Consider the following 15705-nt stretch of genomic DNA (forward strand, 5'->3'; position numbering starts at 1 on the left):
GGATCGACGACCCCAAGCGACTGCGCCGCGAAATCGCTGCCTGGGAACGGCAGAGAAATGCCGCACGTTCCCGCATCAAATGGATGTTCACGACAGACAAGGCCCGCGCCAAAATGGGCCGCGCCTACTTGCCACCTACCTCGGCCACGCCAACTATAGCGACACAGCCTACTACCTCACCGGCTCGTCGGATCTCCTCGCCATCGCGGCTGAGCGCGCCTTTCTCGACGGAGGCGCGGCATGAACGAACACCTCCTGTTGGCGCCGCTCCTGGAGTCGTACTTTCGTCGCCGGTTGACCAAGCAGCGCAACGCGACCTCCGCGACCTTAGCCAGCTATCGCGATGCCTTGCGCATGCTGATCCTCTTTGCCGCCGCCCATTTGGGGAAGAAGCCGGCGGCGCTGGCCCTTCAGGATCTCGATCGGGACCTTGTTCTCGCCTTTCTTGACGAGCTTGAGGAGAAGCGGAACAACTCCGTCGCAACGCGCAACGCCCGACTAGCCGCGATCCGATCCTTCTTCCATCACGTCGCTGCCGCCGATCCCGCCTCGTTCGGCGTCGCCCAACGGGTTCTGACGATCCCCACCAAACGGGCCCACATCGAGGTGACGCATCATCTCACCAACGCCGAGGTGGAGGCCATCATCGCAGCCCCTGATCAGACGACGCCCCGCGGCCGGCGCGACCGGGCCTTTCTGCTCTTCTTGGCGAGAACCGGCGCTCGCGTGTCCGAAGCGACCGGCGTCAACGCGAACGACCTTCAGTTGGAGCGAGGACGCCCGCAGGTGCTGCTTCACGGCAAGGGGCGCCGAGATCGCGTCGTTCCCATTCCTAAGGATCTGGTGCGATCGCTGACGGACCTATTGAGCGAACGCGGCCTCGCCAATCATGAACCGCGGCCGATCTTCGTCGGGGTTCACAACGAGCGCCTGACGCGTTTCGGCGCGACACACATCGTGCGGCGTGCCGCCTCCCAGGCCGGGTCCACGAGGCCAAGCTTGGAGGGCAAGCCGATATCGCCGCACATCTTCCGGCATTCCCTCGCCATGAAGCTTCTCCGGTCAGGTGTGGACCTCCTGACGATCCAGGCCTGGCTTGGCCATGCTCAGGTCGCCACAACCCACCGATACGCCGCTGCGGATGTCGAGATGATGCGCCGGGGACTCGAGAAGGCGGGCGTCTCAGGCGACCGCAGCGCGCGCTTCCGGCCGAACGACACCATCCTGCAGCTGCTGGCCAACATCTGATTATTATGTGGCGGAGAAACCCTGAGTGGCCGGCCCTGGCTGGCGTTAGGGCGCTTCCGCCACATAATCTCGTCCGACACATAAGAACGGATCGAGACGGAGCATCTCCCGCACCTTTGCCGCAAGCCCATCGTGGCCACAGCGGAAGTCGATCGGCCGCGTTGCAACGTAAATCCTCAGATCAGCAGCTATCGCGATGGCGATCTGAAACTTGAGCAGTTGATGGCCTTTGCCATCACCGAAGATCAGGCCCGGTAGGAAGGCGTCTATGAGCGCCTGTCCTACGACCGTGATGCTAGCGCCATCCGCCGTCTCCTCACCGAATCCCACGTTGCTGCAACCGATCGCCGGGCGCGGTTTGTCGAGCTGGAGGCCTACGTGGAGGCGGGCGGCACGATCCTGCACGACCTCTTTACCGAGGATCGCGGCGGCTATCTGGAAGATGTTGCGTTGCTCGATTTGCTGGTGACGGCACGGCTTGGCCGCGAGGCGGATGGGTTGCGGGCGACCGAAGGATGGAAGTGGACCGAGCCCCATCTCGACTTCCCGCATGCCCACGGCATGCGTCGCACCTATCCGCATCCGGTCGAGCTTTCGGTGGAAGATCAGACCGCCCTTCAAGCTGTTCAATCCGAGTTCGACCGGTTGACCGAACAGCATCAGACGGCCGACGAACTGCCTGATGAGGTGGACGTGCGGTTTGCTGAACTGGAGACCAGAATCGAGCAGCTGGAAGCGAAACGGCAGGCCTACGATCCCGGCGATGTCGCGCGCGGCGGCGCTTTCGTAATCCTCAATCATGACGGCACCATCAGGATCGAACGCGGTTTCATCCGCCCCGCGGACGACAAACCCGACGCCGAAACCGGGCAGGGCGGCGACGGACAAGCACCGGATGAGGAGGCAGGAGGGGACGATCAAGCCACACGCGATGAAGGAGGGGAGGGAGAAAATGAAGAGGAAGACGAGGAGCAGACGCTGTCTGACACGCTCGTTCGTGACCTTACGGCGCATCGCACCTTGGGGCTGCGTCTCAATTTGAGTGAGCAGCCGGACGTTGCCATCGTGACGGTCACGCATGCGCTCGTCGCACAAATCTTCTATGTCGGGGTCAATGCCCATGTGGTTGGTGTTCAACCGGTCAAGACAGATTTGGCCACGCATGCGGTCGGGATCGAGGACACTCCGGCTGGGAAAGCGTGGTCGGATCGCCATGCCGATTGGGCCAGGCCGATGCCCCGGGACGTTGCCAAGCTGTGGGAATTCGTGGCCGAACTCGATCACGACAGCCGCATGGCGCTGTTCGCGCATTGCGCGGCATTGACGGTCGTCGCGACCGCGCGCGCTCGCATTCTGAATCTCAGCCGGATTGTACTCGACGAAGAGCCCGCGGTCTTTCTCAGCAGACGTTCGAAGAATCGCGTGCCGGCGATGAAGCCCAGGTTCTCTGCGCTCATGGAGGAGAGATACTGCACCATGTGCTGAAGCGCCGAGGCAACTCCCAGCAGTGCGGCATAGATCACGAATCCCCAGGCCAACGCGGTGACGGCGCCCTCCTGCGGAAGCCGGTCGATGAGGCGAGAGAAGAGATAAGGCCTGCCCACGCTTGCGGTGCTAGAGAGGAGAACCACGATCGCGACGATCAGCAACACCCATCGGTCGGACTTCCAATAGGCGCGGCAACTCTGCGAAATCGGGGCAAGAATCGCCGGTCTCGTCATATGCGGCCGTCTATCAAGCTGTCGAGCGCCATAGCCGCATGTGACGGTCGTTCGGCGACGTCCGGGTGAACGGGGCGCGCCGATGTGCATTTGAAAGCGACGCGGTTCTGAAGTTCGGTCAGTTCGCCATCGGATCGACGCTCGCGCTCGAGCAGAGCCTGATAGGAATCGCCGCACAGGTTCAGAACGATAGCGAAAGCGAATTCCGTCTTCGCCCCTACCGGTCGCCCTGCGACGACAGCAACCCGGAAACTGTCTCCTCCCATCGAGAGAAGCCGTCGCTCCACCGTGAAATGGCGCCACCCGTGCTGCTCCGACATGGCCGCAGCTTGGCCGAAAACCTCAAATGCGCATCCGTGCGTATTGAATAAACAAACGATCGATCGATCTGCATTCATCCATTGCCTGACTCGAAAGCCCGGATGTCGTCGGAACGAAGCGTACGAGGATGCAGCAAGTATTGCCGAAACGAGGGTGGGTCGACGAGGGCAATCTGCTTCCCGATCGCTTTTGTGCAAGGCATGACGGACACACGTGCGTATTGGATGCTGCGTGATTTCGTTTGCCAGTGCATTGCCTTCCTGATCGGGTCAACCTGGTTGTATCGTCACAGTGTAATCGGGTGTAATGGATGTGATATGCGCGGCCGGGTAGTAATATCGTGCGCGACATCTACTGTGTCGTGTCGAAAACCAATGCCACAGGAGGAATAAAATGGTTGCGCGTCTAAACCGGTCGTGTGCGAAGGACGGTGTGATTGCTTATCAGGACAGCGAGAGCCTCGAAACGTTTCATTATTTTCCGGCTCGCATTGATCCAGTCAAGGACGAGACGATCAGAAGCTATGAGGTGAAATATTACGGGATCAACGCTCAGCCGTATTTCATCGATATTGGGAATCGCAACTATCAGAGCGTTGTCGGGGCGGTAGCCAGCGGGCAGGGCGTTGCCGACATCACCAAGAAGCAGCGCGACGCCATTGTGGCCGAGGCGAAGCGGATCTACAAAGTCAGAAATGTTTATCTGGTGCCGCTCGTGCTCGAAGACGTGACTGTGCAGCCCATAATCGCGACGGACGTCGTTGAAATTGGCGGGCGCAGCAGTATCACTTTCCCTGAGCGTTTCCAAGTTGGCACACAATTCGGCTTCAACGTCTCGTCAGGCAATAGCCTGTTTGCTGAATTGGTAGGGTTGCAGGGCTCGGACGAGAAAAACCAGAATCCCGAAATTGGCGTCAATTTCTACGGCACGTGCGAGTTGCTTGCCGACCCGTGGATCGCCGAGCTAACTGCAGACCTGTCCCAAGTCTGGGAATACACGCGTAGTCAATTCGGAGCGAGTGCTCGGATCGGATGGCTGAACATCGGCAACGCCAGCTTCGACAAGATCACGCAGGACCTGCAAAAGAAGGGGATCGTCAAGATCAAATACATTCAGGGGGGCGGTGGCAAGGAATTCGGCTGGCAGTTGCTGGAGTCCACGAAGACCTTGTTCGAAGCAATCAACCAGCAGGCGGCCGCAGGAGAGGGGTTGTTCAAATTCGAGCCAAATCCGGCACCGCAGGAGCCGCCGTCGTCTTCGTCGGGCGGGTTGGGCGCCGGTCTTTTGCCTTACTCGGTCAGCATGAACATGTCGTTTACCTCCAATACGTTCAAGCAATCGATCGCGTTCAACAACAGGGTTGAGTTCGAGGGGCGGCTGCCCGTTGCCTTCAATGGCAATATGGCGCTGGCGCTCTCCTGCAATGCATCGACGCAAAAACACTTCTACGATCTGCAATTGAAGGCGGAGGGGTGCATCACCAAGGCCAAGTCCGATGGACTGCAAGCGCGGATTCGCAAGGAGGTCGCGGCAAAGGACAAGAAGATTGTCGAATACCTGAAGAAGGTTGAAGACGGTACGTGGACGGTTCAGCAATTCTCGGAAATGCTAGAGCTGCTGAACACGATCAACTTGACCGAAAGCAAGAAGAACCTCGACCCCGCAAGCATGGAGGTCTTGAGCGAGGAAGAGGCGTTGCATCTGCTGGAGCAGCGGGAGCAGGAGGTCATTGCATCTTGGTCGACGCCGCTCCAATCGCGTTCGCATATCGTCCACGCGGTATTCCCGCCGGATAACCGCAAGCGGGTGTCCAATACGCGGATCTCGCCGTGGAATGGCGTCGGCATGCTGGAAATGCTGTTCCCTGACGGGAGGACGTATATCGGGACCGCGACGCTGGTGGACGACACCTATGTTGCAACTTGTGCCCACAATTTGTTCGATTCAGCTTGCGGCGGCCGCGCGACAACGATCCGGTTTTACCCGGCCAACAACGGGAGCGCAGATCACCCGTATGGCAGTTTTGCCGCCAACAAGATCTACTACCCGGCGACCTTCGAACAGAACGAACAGGACCATAGCCTGGATTACGGGATCATCAGGTTGGCTGCGGCAGTGCCGGAAGATCTGACCAAGTACACGCTGAAAATTGCTGCAGACAGGGATTTGCAGACGACGACGATGGAGATCGCAGGCTATCCGCTCGACAAGCAACCGGCGAAAACCATGTGGTCTGGCACCGGGGCATTGACCGAAGTTACGCCGACACTCCTGAGTTACAGGATTTCCACCGCGCAGGGACAAAGCGGTTCCGCGATCGTCGCCAAGGACGGCGCCGGTCAGTGGTGCATCTACGGCATTCATGTTGGTGGCCGTGCGGCCGCCAACATCGGCTGTCGAATCAACGAGACAGTCAAGGCCAACATGCTTGGTTGGATCGAGGGCCGGACGCTCGATGACTTTGCCACCGTCGCGGAGGAGTGGGATGCGGAGCCGGAAATGGCCTGAGTCCCGGCGCTCGCAAAGCAATACGTTGCGTCAGTAATGTAATGCTGCTCAGCGCCCGGTTGAGCGCTGAGCAGCATTTGAATTCACTTTATAAATGGAGAGCGACCATGTCTTCTGATCCGGTGATTGAACACGATGATGATCGTATGCCTGTTACGCCGAACAAGCCTCCTCCTCCTGCCTATGCGGTTTTGTATGTCGCTGACGGTAGGTTTCTTATCGCAACGATACGGAAGAGCTCGTACTATTATTTGAGCGGAAAGAATCAAACGGTTGATTGGGAGGGAATCGATTTGACTAAGAAGGGTGGTGGATTGCGTGCGCTGCCTGGAGGTAGAAACGACGAAGGCGATACAGAGGAATGCGCCAGGCGTGAGTTCTCCGAGGAGACCGGCGTTGAATTGCCGAAGAGCATCGAGACACTAATAAAATCCTTCGAGAAAGATAAATACTCGGCTGCGTACTTTCTCGCGAAAACCGGAGAGTGGGCGAGCATATTCAAGGCGATATCGTCGGATTCCCTGCCTAATTCAAAGAAGATCGTTAAAGAAATAATCGAGGAAAGATATACGCAACCATCCCAGGTTGTGGATTATGTCGAGCGGGAGAATATTAAGGTGTGGCCGAAGGATAATGAACTCGATTCGGTCGCTTCCTGGAATATCAAGGATCGAGATCAATGGAACACGATCAAATCGTGGAAGGGGAATCAAGCGATCGGCTGGTATTACGAGGTTCTCAAATATTTGCGCGTCGACATCTTCAAATTGGATGTTTAGGTGCGTGATCTTGCGGGTCGACGAAGTCGCCGGGCTGCGGCGTGGGCGCCTTGGTTGTAGGAAAAGCTCGTGCTGGTTTGCTCACCGATGGCCTCTGCCGCGTGCTCGGTGAATTCGATCGTGATGTGGGTGATCATGCCAGCCCCGTTGGGTGGTGGAAAGCGAAGGCTTCGATTTTCGCATGGCTGCGGCTCGCTTCCGCGACGATTGTTGAGCGATCGGGGCGGCCGATCGCGCTTGCCAGCCGGTCTTCCCATAGGCGATAGCAACAACCCGGCCGAAGCCGGATCGGGAGCGCCCGGACCGACGACGCCAAGCAGTGCTTCCTCGATGGCATCATCGACGCGCAGTCCGCCGAAGTCGATGCAGTGGGGCCCGCCATTGTCCATCCAGGCGTGGCTGCAGCTGTAGCGCGGGATATGGTTTTCCATGCCGGAGTACCGGAGTGTGAGCTTGCGGCCGCAGCACTCGCACCGGATCAGACCAGCCAGCAGCGCGTCACCATGCTTGGGCGCGCCGTGATGCCGACCGATGAGAACGTTGCTGCTGACCATGGTGCGGATTGCTTCGAACCTCTCCCAGCTCACATACCCTTCGTCGGTATTGGGCTTCAGCGCCAGCCATTGGTTCCGCGCCTTGCGGCGGATCTTCACGCTCACGCCCGCGGTGCTGTATCCCGCGGCCACAGCTGTCTTACCATAGGCATGGGCATAGGCAATCCAAGCTCGCCCCCTTCATGGGCAGCCCCCCTCGACCGTCGCCCCCCGCTGCACCCTGAACCGGCACGGCGCCAACCGTACCTCGCCGCGCCGGCGTTCGACCGGCAGCGTGGCCGCGGCCGACGGGGCCAGGGCCTGCGCGAACTGCTCGCGCGCCCGGAAAATCTGGATGTTCACGTAGGGCGGGTCGACGCCCAGCATATGCGCGAGCGCCTCGGTCGAGACCCAGCCTTGGGCATGCGGATCGAAGCCCCGTGCCGCGTCCCTGAGCCGCAGCCGGGCCAGCGTGGCCAGCAGATAGTGGTGGATGCGTTCGCCGAGATCGATCGCCCGGTCGCCCAGCTCCATGCGCAGGCGTGCATGCTCCTCGTTGCTGGCGATCTCGAAATGCAGCAGCAGGTCGGGCGCAGCCGGCGCGCTGTCCGCGTGCGGGGTGGCGAGCGTCGAGGCAAGCTCGGGACAGAGCACCAGCTCCCAGCGCTGGGCCGAAATCTGGAAGATGGCACCGTCCGACAGCACGCCGATGCCGTAGGTGTCCTCCAGCAGCCATTGCTCGCCGTTCCAGCTGAGATGGGCTTCTGGGTTCGCGAGCGACGGCAGGAACATGCCCTCCGCGCGCAGCGGCAGCGCCTCGCCGTCGTCGCTCAACGGGAACAGGCAATTCATTGGCGCGGCCACCTCGTGCACCCGCCAGCACCCCTCGATGTCCGCACCGAAGACGATATCGCTGCCGGCGGTCAGCTTCCGCCATGATTCCGGCGGCAGCCGCGTCCCGTCGACGAAGGTGCCGTTGCGGCTCTGGTCGAGGATTTCCCAGCGCTGCAGCTGCCAGCGTATCAAAGCATGGATCTTCGAGACATCGGCCCCGCGCAGCACGGTGCGGCAGGCTGAGGGATGGCGGCCGAAGGCATGCAAGGGGCGCAGCATGATGCGGGCACCCGTGTGCAGATTGCGTAGGCTTGCCATCGCGCAGGCTCACCCGTCAGAGGAAGAGCGGCTGCGGATTGAGCTCGTCCGGCGCCAGCTTCCGGTCCAGCCAGCCGAGCGTCACCGGCACCTGGTGCAAGCGTGACGTGGTCCAGCCGGGCCAGATATGGCTGAGGCCGGGCACGACGATCTTGACCGTGTGCAGCGGAATGTCCGGCCGCGTGTAGTCGAGCATGATCATCTCCAAGCCTCGAGCCGACGCGGCGGCGACGCAATGATCGACCCGCTCGACGATACGCGGGGCGCCGCAGCGCGCCGCCCCCGGCGACGGAAGCAGGAAGCGCAACGCTGCTGCGCCGTCCGCCGGCGGCGCCATCCGTTTGTCCACGCAGACCAGCTGCAGCAGCTCGGCCATCGCGCGCTCGCCGGCCTCCGCCAGGCTAGCGCCGCTGCCGAAGCCGTACAGCCAGTCGCCGCGGTTTCGATGGCGCGCAATCGCGGCGACGACCGGAATGCCGAAATCATGCGTCAGGTCGAGCAGCCAGCGCTCCCAGGCGGCACCGAACGCATCGCCGATCCGTGCCGCGCCGGGACCGACCGGCGCTTCCGGCCGGCCAATTCTATTGTACCACCACAGGGCGACTGCGTCACGCTCCACCAACTCGAGAAAACCGCTGAGGATGGCCTCTTCGAGCGTGTTGCCGGCGGCACAGCCATTGGAGTTCCAGCCGATGCGGCCGGCCTCCTCGGCCGGCGCCTGCGCATAGCAGAAGCCCAGCGGCAGGTAGCAGCGCGCGTTGCGCGTGAGCGACCAAGCCGGCGCCCAGCGCATCGGCGTCGTTCGGTCGACCGCCGCGGCGGAGGGCTGCAACTGCTGAGGCAAGAACGCCGGGGCATCCAGCGCATCGGCCGCCCCCACCACCGCGGCCTCGTCGCCTTGGCAGCAGGCGGCGTAACGCTCCATCGCTTCGCATAACGCGCTGGCCTGGGCTTGCGCGTCGGAGGCGCCCTTCCCGAGGCAGAGCCGGGACAGCGGACGCTCGAAAGGCGCGTCGTCGAGCTGCAGCGTCCTGAAGAAGCCGCTCCGATAGATGGCAGGTGCCGCGGGGTGGCTCGACGCATCGAGGCGCGAGAGATGGGAGACGATGCCGCACAAGTCGCTGACATAAGGTCTCAGGCGCTCGACCGTCTGCGCCGGCGGCACGCGCTCGATCGGCGCACGCGGATCGAGGGAAGGCTGCTGCCATTGGCGCTCGGCCATCAGCCAGGGCACGCTGCAGCAAGGACAGGCCGGACTCGGGACGATCGCATGCGGGACTGGCGCACCGCCGATCTCGGCTTCGTCGAAGACCAGCAGATGCGGCATGCGCTGTGCCAGGAGACGCGGCAACCAGGCGTGCGCGGCGTTCAAGCCGTCGGCGACCCAGGATGCCTCGCAGCGCACCGGCACGCGCGGCCAGGCGCCGCACCTGGCTTGCCACCAGGCCCGGACGGGACGATTGTGAAGGCAGCGCTGCGTGAGGCAGTGCCAGCACGCCCCGTTCAACGCGCCGCCGCCTCTCAGCAGACCGGCCAGGCGCTGGCGGCCGGTCGCCTTGACGAGCAGCCAATCGCGACCGACCGCTCGCTGCTCCCGATCGACCGCGGCCAGCCGTGGATCCAACAGGTCGTCGCAAAAGACGATGGTGAGCGCCGGCGCTGCCGCCTGCCGTGCGGCATCGAGCGCCGCGTCGTCATCGACGCCACAGGACAGGTTGATCACATCGACCGGCTCGCCGATCGCTTGCCGCCTCGGCTCGGCCATCGTGTCCGGCGCCGCGAAACGGGCTTCATCCGGACGCGCGCTGCCCAAAGCCCGCACATGGCCCTGGGCGGCCAGGGCATGCAATGCCTCCAATACCGATGGCATATTCCAGGCCCAGTGCTCGTTGCGGCAGAGCGCGGCCAGCGGCACGCCTTGTTCGATTGCCGTGGCGACGCCGGTGAAGCCCCGGTCGTCGAACAGCCAAGCGTCTCTCTCGCTCAGCAGCAGCCACCGATCCGCACCGAGCGAGGCCGGAACGAGCGCTTCGTTCCAGAGGTAGACCGTGTCGACCAGGTCCATCCTTCAGGCTCCTGCCGCTGCCGCGCGTCCGCCGACCTCGACGGCCGCCCCGCCGCATTGACGGCGCAATCCCCGTCCGAGATTGGTGAGGGGACGATCGAAGGCCGGCACGGATTTGCCGAGATCGAGCGAAGCTGTCAGTTGCCCATGCAGGTGAAAGGATAGGCCTCGCCCGTATTATTGTAGGAGGTCAGCGCGATCGGCCACAAGGAAGAACAAGACGTAGTTGCGGTTGACCAAAGCGAGGAATAATGACGAGAATCGGGTGGGGCCGGGTAATTCAGCACGACGGCGTTAGGTTTTTCCCTGGTTGGACCATCGGACTGTTGCGCATAATTCCATTTCTTGCCGTCCCATCTCAGCGCGCTACCGCCCAAGAACTGGATCTTGAAGTTGAAGGGGCTGTTGTAGCCGAGCCACTTGCTCAGCGTCGGCGATGCATCGTAGGTCGGTGATGGAACGGTCTGGTCGTTGTTGGTCAGCGCCTCATAGAACGTGCCGTCGGTCCAGGCGAGCGCGATTGCGCGCAGGATCACGCCGCCGAAGGCCAGCAACGTCCCCGGTCCGCCCCCGGGCACGCCCAGTCCCGTCGGCAACGCTGCGTCCTGAGATCCTTGGAGATAGGAGCTGGCCCCGGCGGGCGGCAAGTCATTCGGCGACGCGATGTCGGCCACGCCCAGGAGCGTCGGAAACCTCTGATAATACGCCGCCAATGCTTCTACAGCGGTCGTGTCGTCATCAGGCTTCTTCGGCAGGGTGATGATGAACTGGTCGTCCTGCCCGACCCAGCCGGCGGTCTTGACTGGCTGCCACCCCGCCGATTTTTCGCTATGATATGCGAGACAAATCGCCAAGTCCGGCCAGTTGGTGCGCATTCCGAATAATCGCTGCAGAAGGCCTTGGATATCTCTGCCGGACAGGAGTTCTTGGATAAAAGGATTATGCCGTCCTGTCCACCCTTCCAGGGGCTGGTCGAACGGCCATTGCGTCCACGAGTGAGCAATTGCCCGCAGATAGGCGACGCGAAAGTCCATCAGCGGGTCTAGACCGCACGAAGTCGTCATGGTGCACCTCCTCTGAATATCGCCAAATGGTCGGCGTCTGACGAACTGCCGCACGAGGCGCCCGCCTCGATCGGCGCAGGTTCTGGAGCGTCGACGCGCGGGAAACAATTACAAGTCATTACAGGGCGTGTCCGACGCGGAGCACGGTCGAGCGCCGCGTCGCGGCACGCTGTCTCTGCCGAAAGCGGGGATCGCCTCGAGGGCCGCGTGCGCCTCGGCAAAGGCGCGGTGCTTGCCGCCGCGGCGGGCGATCTCCGCCGCGCGCCGGAGCGATGCCTCGACCAACCCCGGCTCGGCGCCCGAGCCGCGCAGATAACGCGCGCGGGCAAGATGCAGCTCCGCCGCGTAGGCCTGCTCGCCGATCTGGTCGACAAGTGCCAGGCAATGGTCGATCCGGGTGATCGCCTCGACCCAGCAACCTCGATCGGCCAACGTCTCGGCGGCGAAGGAGCGATAATGGGTCTGGCCATAGCGGCAACCCATGCGCCAGAGCGTTTCGAGCGTGCGGTCGGCCTCGTCGACCTCGCCCAGGGCCCAGCATCGAACGATCGTCGCATAGCCTTCGAAGGCCGGCAGGCCGTAGCGTGCGCTCAGCGACAGCAACTCTTCCATGGTATGTTGCGCGCCGTCATGGTCGCTTCGGGCCTGCAGGCCCAGGCCGCGGTACAGCAAGGCCATGGAGAGCGACGGGATGTGGCCGATTGCGCGCCCCCATTCCACCGCCTGCTCGGCATCCGCCCAAGATTGCTCATGGGCGAGGCACCAGCGCACGCGCGCCCGGCCCGCACAAGCCCAGACCCGCGTGTCGAAGCCCAGGAGACTGGCATGAGGCGCATGCGCAGCGGGATCGTAACGCTCGATCGCCTCGGTCAGAAGCTGTTCCGCGCCCGCGAAATCGCCATCGGAATAATGCGCCAGGCCGCTATAGGTGCAGGCGGCGACCAGCACGCCGTCATCCTGCCGGCGCCGCGCCAGCGCCATCAGCCGGTCGGTCAAGCGCCGCACCTCGGCGCGATTGCTCGCCACATGGTGGTAGGTGATCATCGCCCACAAATGCCGCAGCTCCGCCTCATCGCCGATTCCGCTCTCGAGCAGCGCTTGCGACGATGCAATCGATTGCTCGACCGACGGATGGGCCCAGCCGTGCTTGTTCATCAGCGCCTGGGTGACGTAGCCGTTCAGGTCGAGCGTCGCCTCGGCCCGGCGCCGTGGCGGCAACTCGGCGATCCAGCCCTTGACCTGTTGCGCATAGGCCAGCGTCTCTTCGTTCAAGGAGCGCCATTGCGTGATCGCGAGCTGGCGGACGCCCAGCTCCACCGCCCGCGCCGGCTCGCCGGCCTCGGCGTGGTGGCGCGCGACGAGGCCGGGCTGCTCGGTCAGGAGCTGCGGGTACAATGCCTCGAAAGCGCGTGCCACCGCGCCATGCTCCGTCCTTCGCTGCGCCTGCAGCATGCAATCATAGGCAGTGTCGCGGATCAGGCTATGACGGAACATGAACACGCGGCCGCGTCCGCCCTCACGTTCGACGATCAAGTCGGCTTCGCGCAGCACTTTTAGCGCTTCGCCGGGCGGAACCTCGGCGCGGCGCGCGCAGGCTTCCAGCAGCTCGAGCTCGAAGTCGCGGCCGATCGTTGCGGCCCGAAGCAGCACGGCGCGCGCAGGGCCCAGACGGTCGAAGCGCGAGATCAGCGAATCCCGCAAGGTGGCCGGTACGGTCGACAGCGGCGCGTCGTCCCGGAAGCACCATCTTCCGTCCCGCTCGCGCAGATGGGCGAGGGCCACGGCCTTGGACAGTTCCTGTACAAAAAGCGGCACGCCGTCGGTGCGCGCGACGATGTGGTCGATGACGCTTGGATCGACGTTTCGGGGCGCCAGCGTGTGACGGGCGATATCGGCGGCCTGCGCGTCGTCGAGCCGGCCGAGTTCGATCAGATCGAACGGCAACGCCCCAGCCGCCACATGAGTCGGCACCGTCCAGCTCGGCCTCGCGGTCAGCATCAGCAGCAGACGCTTATCCTCCGCGGCGGCGATAAGCACCTCCAGCCACTCCAGCATGGTCGGATCGACCCAGTGCAGATCTTCGACCAAGAGCAGCAAGGGCGCCCGCTCGCAGGCCAGGCAGACCCAGCGCGACAGCGCGCGCAGCAGCCATTGCTTCTGCAGAGGCGGTGACGCCAGGCTCGGCACGTAGGGACCGAAGGGAAGCGACAGCCAGGCGCAGAAGATCGGCATCACCTGCTCAATGTCGCAGCCAGCTTCGCGCAGGAGCGTTTCGAGCCGGCGCTGTGCGTCGTTGGCGGTGCCGGGCTTGTCGCGCGGCTCAATCTGTTCCCGCAGCAGTGACAGGACCGGGGCCAGCGCGCTGTTGCGCTGCTCCGGCAAGCACCGGGCGAACCACATCTGCGCGCCGTCCCCGACGAGCCGGCTGCGCAGCCCGTCGACCAGGCAGGACTTGCCGATGCCCGCCTCGCCGCGGACGACCAGCACCAGACCCCGACCGCTGCAAGACTGCGCCCAGGCCAAGCGCAGCCGCGCCAATTCGCCAGCTCGCCCGACACAAAGATTGTGCAGCGAATCAGACGTTTCCGCGATCGAACCGCTCAAGGTGAACAGGTGGAGCAGCGGTGCTTCATCGAGCCTCGGTGCGTCGCTCGATACGTCGAGCAGCGGGAATGAACGCAGCAATTCGGCAGCCGTCTCGCTGACCAGGATGCTGCCCGGCGCGGCACGGTCGGCCAATCGCATTGCAAGATGCATCGTATGGCCCGACGGCGGCTCGCCCGGCGCCATGATTCCGATGCCGCTGTGCAGCGCCAAGCGGACGACCAGGTGCGCCTTTCCCTGCCGCGCCATTTCAGCGGCGTGCTGGCGCGCCAGCGCCGCAAGGTCGAGCGCGGTCATGGCGGCGCGGCGCGTGTCGGTATCGCTGACATAAGGATATCCGAACACCACGATCATGTATCCGCCCAATGCTCCGGCGAGCATGCCGCCGCGCCGTGCTGCGGCCTCGCTGAAGAGGCGCAACGCCTCTCGCCGTGCCAACTCGATCGCTTCGACGTCGGCTGGTTCGTCGGGCTCGATCGGCCACACGCCGACGCTGCAGCACATCACGGTGACCCGGCGCTTTTCGACGAAGCCGCGCGCACTCGCCACCGTCGGCGCCAGCCGCTTCGCGCGCACGTCGTCTTCCGCGGCGATCGGGCCCACCAAATCGTCCAAACGCGTCCGATTGAGTTCGGCGAGCAGCCCGGCCGCGTTGGCGCAGCGCTCCGCCGCCACCTTGCGCAGTGCGCGGCGCAGCAGCGTGCCAAGCGCATGGCTGCCGATCTCGGGCGGCAAGGGCACTTCCTGGGCGCTGAGCTGAAGATGCAGGATCTCGGCCGCCGAGACGCCGCCGATCGCACGGCGTCCGGTCAGGCATTCGAGGAAAATCAGGCCCCACGAATAGAGATCGGCGCTCACGCCGGGCGGTTCGCCGCGGAGCTGCTCGGGCGCGCAGTATGACGGCGTGCCCAACCATTCCTCGGTCATGGTCAGGGTCGGAAAAGGTTCGCTGCGAGCGTGCGCCACAAGCGTGCTGATGCCGAAGTCCAGAACCATGGCATGATCCAGCGCACCGGTGCGCGTGATAATGATGTTCTCCGGCTTCAAGTCGCGGTGGACGATGCCTGCGCGATGGGCGCAGTCGAGCGCATCGAGGATCTGGGCCATGACGCGGCCAGTATCGACGGCGCTGAGCACGCCCGTGCGGTGCAGCCGATTGCGTAACGTTTCGCCGGGTACGTATTCGAAAACGGCGTAAACATGTGGGCCTTGCCGGCCTTTGTCGAGCAGTTGCACGATATGGGGATGATGCACCCGGGCACACAGGCTGGTTTCGCGGTGGAAACGGGCCTCGCGGCGCGGATCGCCCTCGAGCCGGGCAACCTTTATGGCGACTCGCATGGCGGTACTCTGCTGAATCGCAAGAAAGACGGTGCCGTAGGCTCCGGCGCCCAACGGCTCGATCAGGTCATAGCCGGGCAGCTGAGGTCCGTCTGGAAACACATCATCGATCGACGGCTTAAAATTGCTAGTGGCTTCCAAGTTGTTGCTCCTCAAAAGAGGATGCCAGTGCAGACGCTTTCGATACATAAGTATCTAGGGTCTGTTGGGATTCAGGATTCTCATTCGTGCTTGGCTGTGAGTCAAGCTTTGGATGGAACGATTCGTTTTGACTGACGGCCAATGGGCGAAGATGGAGCCGCTTTGTCTCGGCAAGCCGAGCGATCCTGGCCGCAGCGGCAAGGACAACCGGCTGTTTGTTGAGGCGGT

General features: G+C 63.2%; 9 protein-coding genes and 2 pseudogenes. 5 read left to right on the plus strand and 6 right to left on the minus strand.

The features are described from left to right. From ACZYOF_RS36135 to ACZYOF_RS36145, 3 genes and pseudogenes are all read left to right on the plus strand, one after another. Positions 1–137, plus strand: a pseudogene (locus ACZYOF_RS36135) (IS630 family transposase); the annotation flags it as partial. A 103-nt stretch (positions 138–240) separates the two neighbouring features. After that, positions 241–1248 carry a tyrosine-type recombinase/integrase gene (locus ACZYOF_RS36140; protein ID WP_463718743.1) on the plus strand — a complete coding sequence of 336 codons (1008 nt, stop codon included), beginning with the start codon at positions 241–243 and terminating at the stop codon, positions 1246–1248. A 129-nt stretch (positions 1249–1377) separates the two neighbouring features. Continuing rightward, positions 1378–2583 (plus strand): annotated as a pseudogene (locus ACZYOF_RS36145) (chromosome partitioning protein ParB); the annotation flags it as partial. Between the two features lie 382 nt (positions 2584–2965). On the opposite strand, the gene ACZYOF_RS36150 reads toward ACZYOF_RS36145, so the two are convergent. After that, positions 2966–3487 carry a DUF4269 domain-containing protein gene (locus ACZYOF_RS36150; protein ID WP_463718744.1) on the minus strand — a complete coding sequence of 174 codons (522 nt, stop codon included), beginning with the start codon at positions 3485–3487 and terminating at the stop codon, positions 2966–2968. A 196-nt stretch (positions 3488–3683) separates the two neighbouring features. Between ACZYOF_RS36150 and ACZYOF_RS36155 the strand changes: the two genes are divergently transcribed. After that, positions 3684–5798 carry a trypsin-like serine peptidase gene (locus ACZYOF_RS36155; protein WP_463718745.1) on the plus strand — a complete coding sequence of 705 codons (2115 nt, stop codon included), beginning with the start codon at positions 3684–3686 and terminating at the stop codon, positions 5796–5798. A gap of 107 nt (positions 5799–5905) precedes the next feature. Continuing rightward, positions 5906–6577 (plus strand): NUDIX hydrolase, encoded by a 672-nt coding sequence (locus ACZYOF_RS36160; RefSeq protein WP_463718746.1) that lies wholly within the window; start codon positions 5906–5908, stop codon positions 6575–6577. Here the strand turns inward: ACZYOF_RS36160 and ACZYOF_RS36165 are convergent. The 5 genes from ACZYOF_RS36165 to ACZYOF_RS36185 form a co-directional block, all read right to left on the minus strand. Beyond that, positions 6574–7236 (minus strand): recombinase zinc ribbon domain-containing protein, encoded by a 663-nt coding sequence (locus ACZYOF_RS36165; RefSeq protein ID WP_463718747.1) that lies wholly within the window; start codon positions 7234–7236, stop codon positions 6574–6576. The two genes, ACZYOF_RS36160 and ACZYOF_RS36165, sit on opposite strands and share 4 nt — an antisense overlap. A 75-nt stretch (positions 7237–7311) precedes the next feature. Then, positions 7312–8262, minus strand: a complete 951-nt coding sequence (locus tag ACZYOF_RS36170; protein WP_463718748.1) for an FHA domain-containing protein — start codon at positions 8260–8262, stop codon at positions 7312–7314. A gap of 16 nt (positions 8263–8278) precedes the next feature. Next, positions 8279–10327: a YcaO-like family protein gene (locus tag ACZYOF_RS36175; RefSeq protein ID WP_463718749.1), complete on the minus strand. Its 2049-nt coding sequence runs from the start codon at positions 10325–10327 to the stop codon at positions 8279–8281. Positions 10328–10464: 137 nt separating this feature from the next. After that, complete coding sequence (locus ACZYOF_RS36180; protein WP_463718750.1) at positions 10465–11391, minus strand: BMA_0021/BMA_0022 family TOMM bacteriocin; 927 nt, start codon at positions 11389–11391, stop codon at positions 10465–10467. 108 nt (positions 11392–11499) lie between these two features. Beyond that, positions 11500–15525: a TOMM system kinase/cyclase fusion protein gene (locus ACZYOF_RS36185; protein WP_463718751.1), complete on the minus strand. Its 4026-nt coding sequence runs from the start codon at positions 15523–15525 to the stop codon at positions 11500–11502. Between the last annotated feature and the right edge of the window lie 180 nt (positions 15526–15705).

This window comes from Bradyrhizobium sp. LeoA1Lang (assembly GCF_055413685.1).

What these genes read in the sequence shown, in the direction of transcription:
- ACZYOF_RS36140 (WP_463718743.1), top strand. Translation starts at nt 241, where the DNA reads ATGAACGAACACCTCCTGTTGGCGCCGCTCCTGGAGTCGTACTTTCGT.
- ACZYOF_RS36170 (WP_463718748.1), bottom strand. Translation starts at nt 8,262, where the DNA reads ATGGCAAGCCTACGCAATCTGCACACGGGTGCCCGCATCATGCTGCGC.
- ACZYOF_RS36175 (WP_463718749.1), bottom strand. Translation starts at nt 10,327, where the DNA reads ATGGACCTGGTCGACACGGTCTACCTCTGGAACGAAGCGCTCGTTCCG.
- ACZYOF_RS36185 (WP_463718751.1), bottom strand. Translation starts at nt 15,525, where the DNA reads ATGTATCGAAAGCGTCTGCACTGGCATCCTCTTTTGAGGAGCAACAAC.
- ACZYOF_RS36180 (WP_463718750.1), bottom strand. Translation starts at nt 11,391, where the DNA reads ATGACGACTTCGTGCGGTCTAGACCCGCTGATGGACTTTCGCGTCGCC.
- ACZYOF_RS36160 (WP_463718746.1), top strand. Translation starts at nt 5,906, where the DNA reads ATGTCTTCTGATCCGGTGATTGAACACGATGATGATCGTATGCCTGTT.
- ACZYOF_RS36155 (WP_463718745.1), top strand. Translation starts at nt 3,684, where the DNA reads ATGGTTGCGCGTCTAAACCGGTCGTGTGCGAAGGACGGTGTGATTGCT.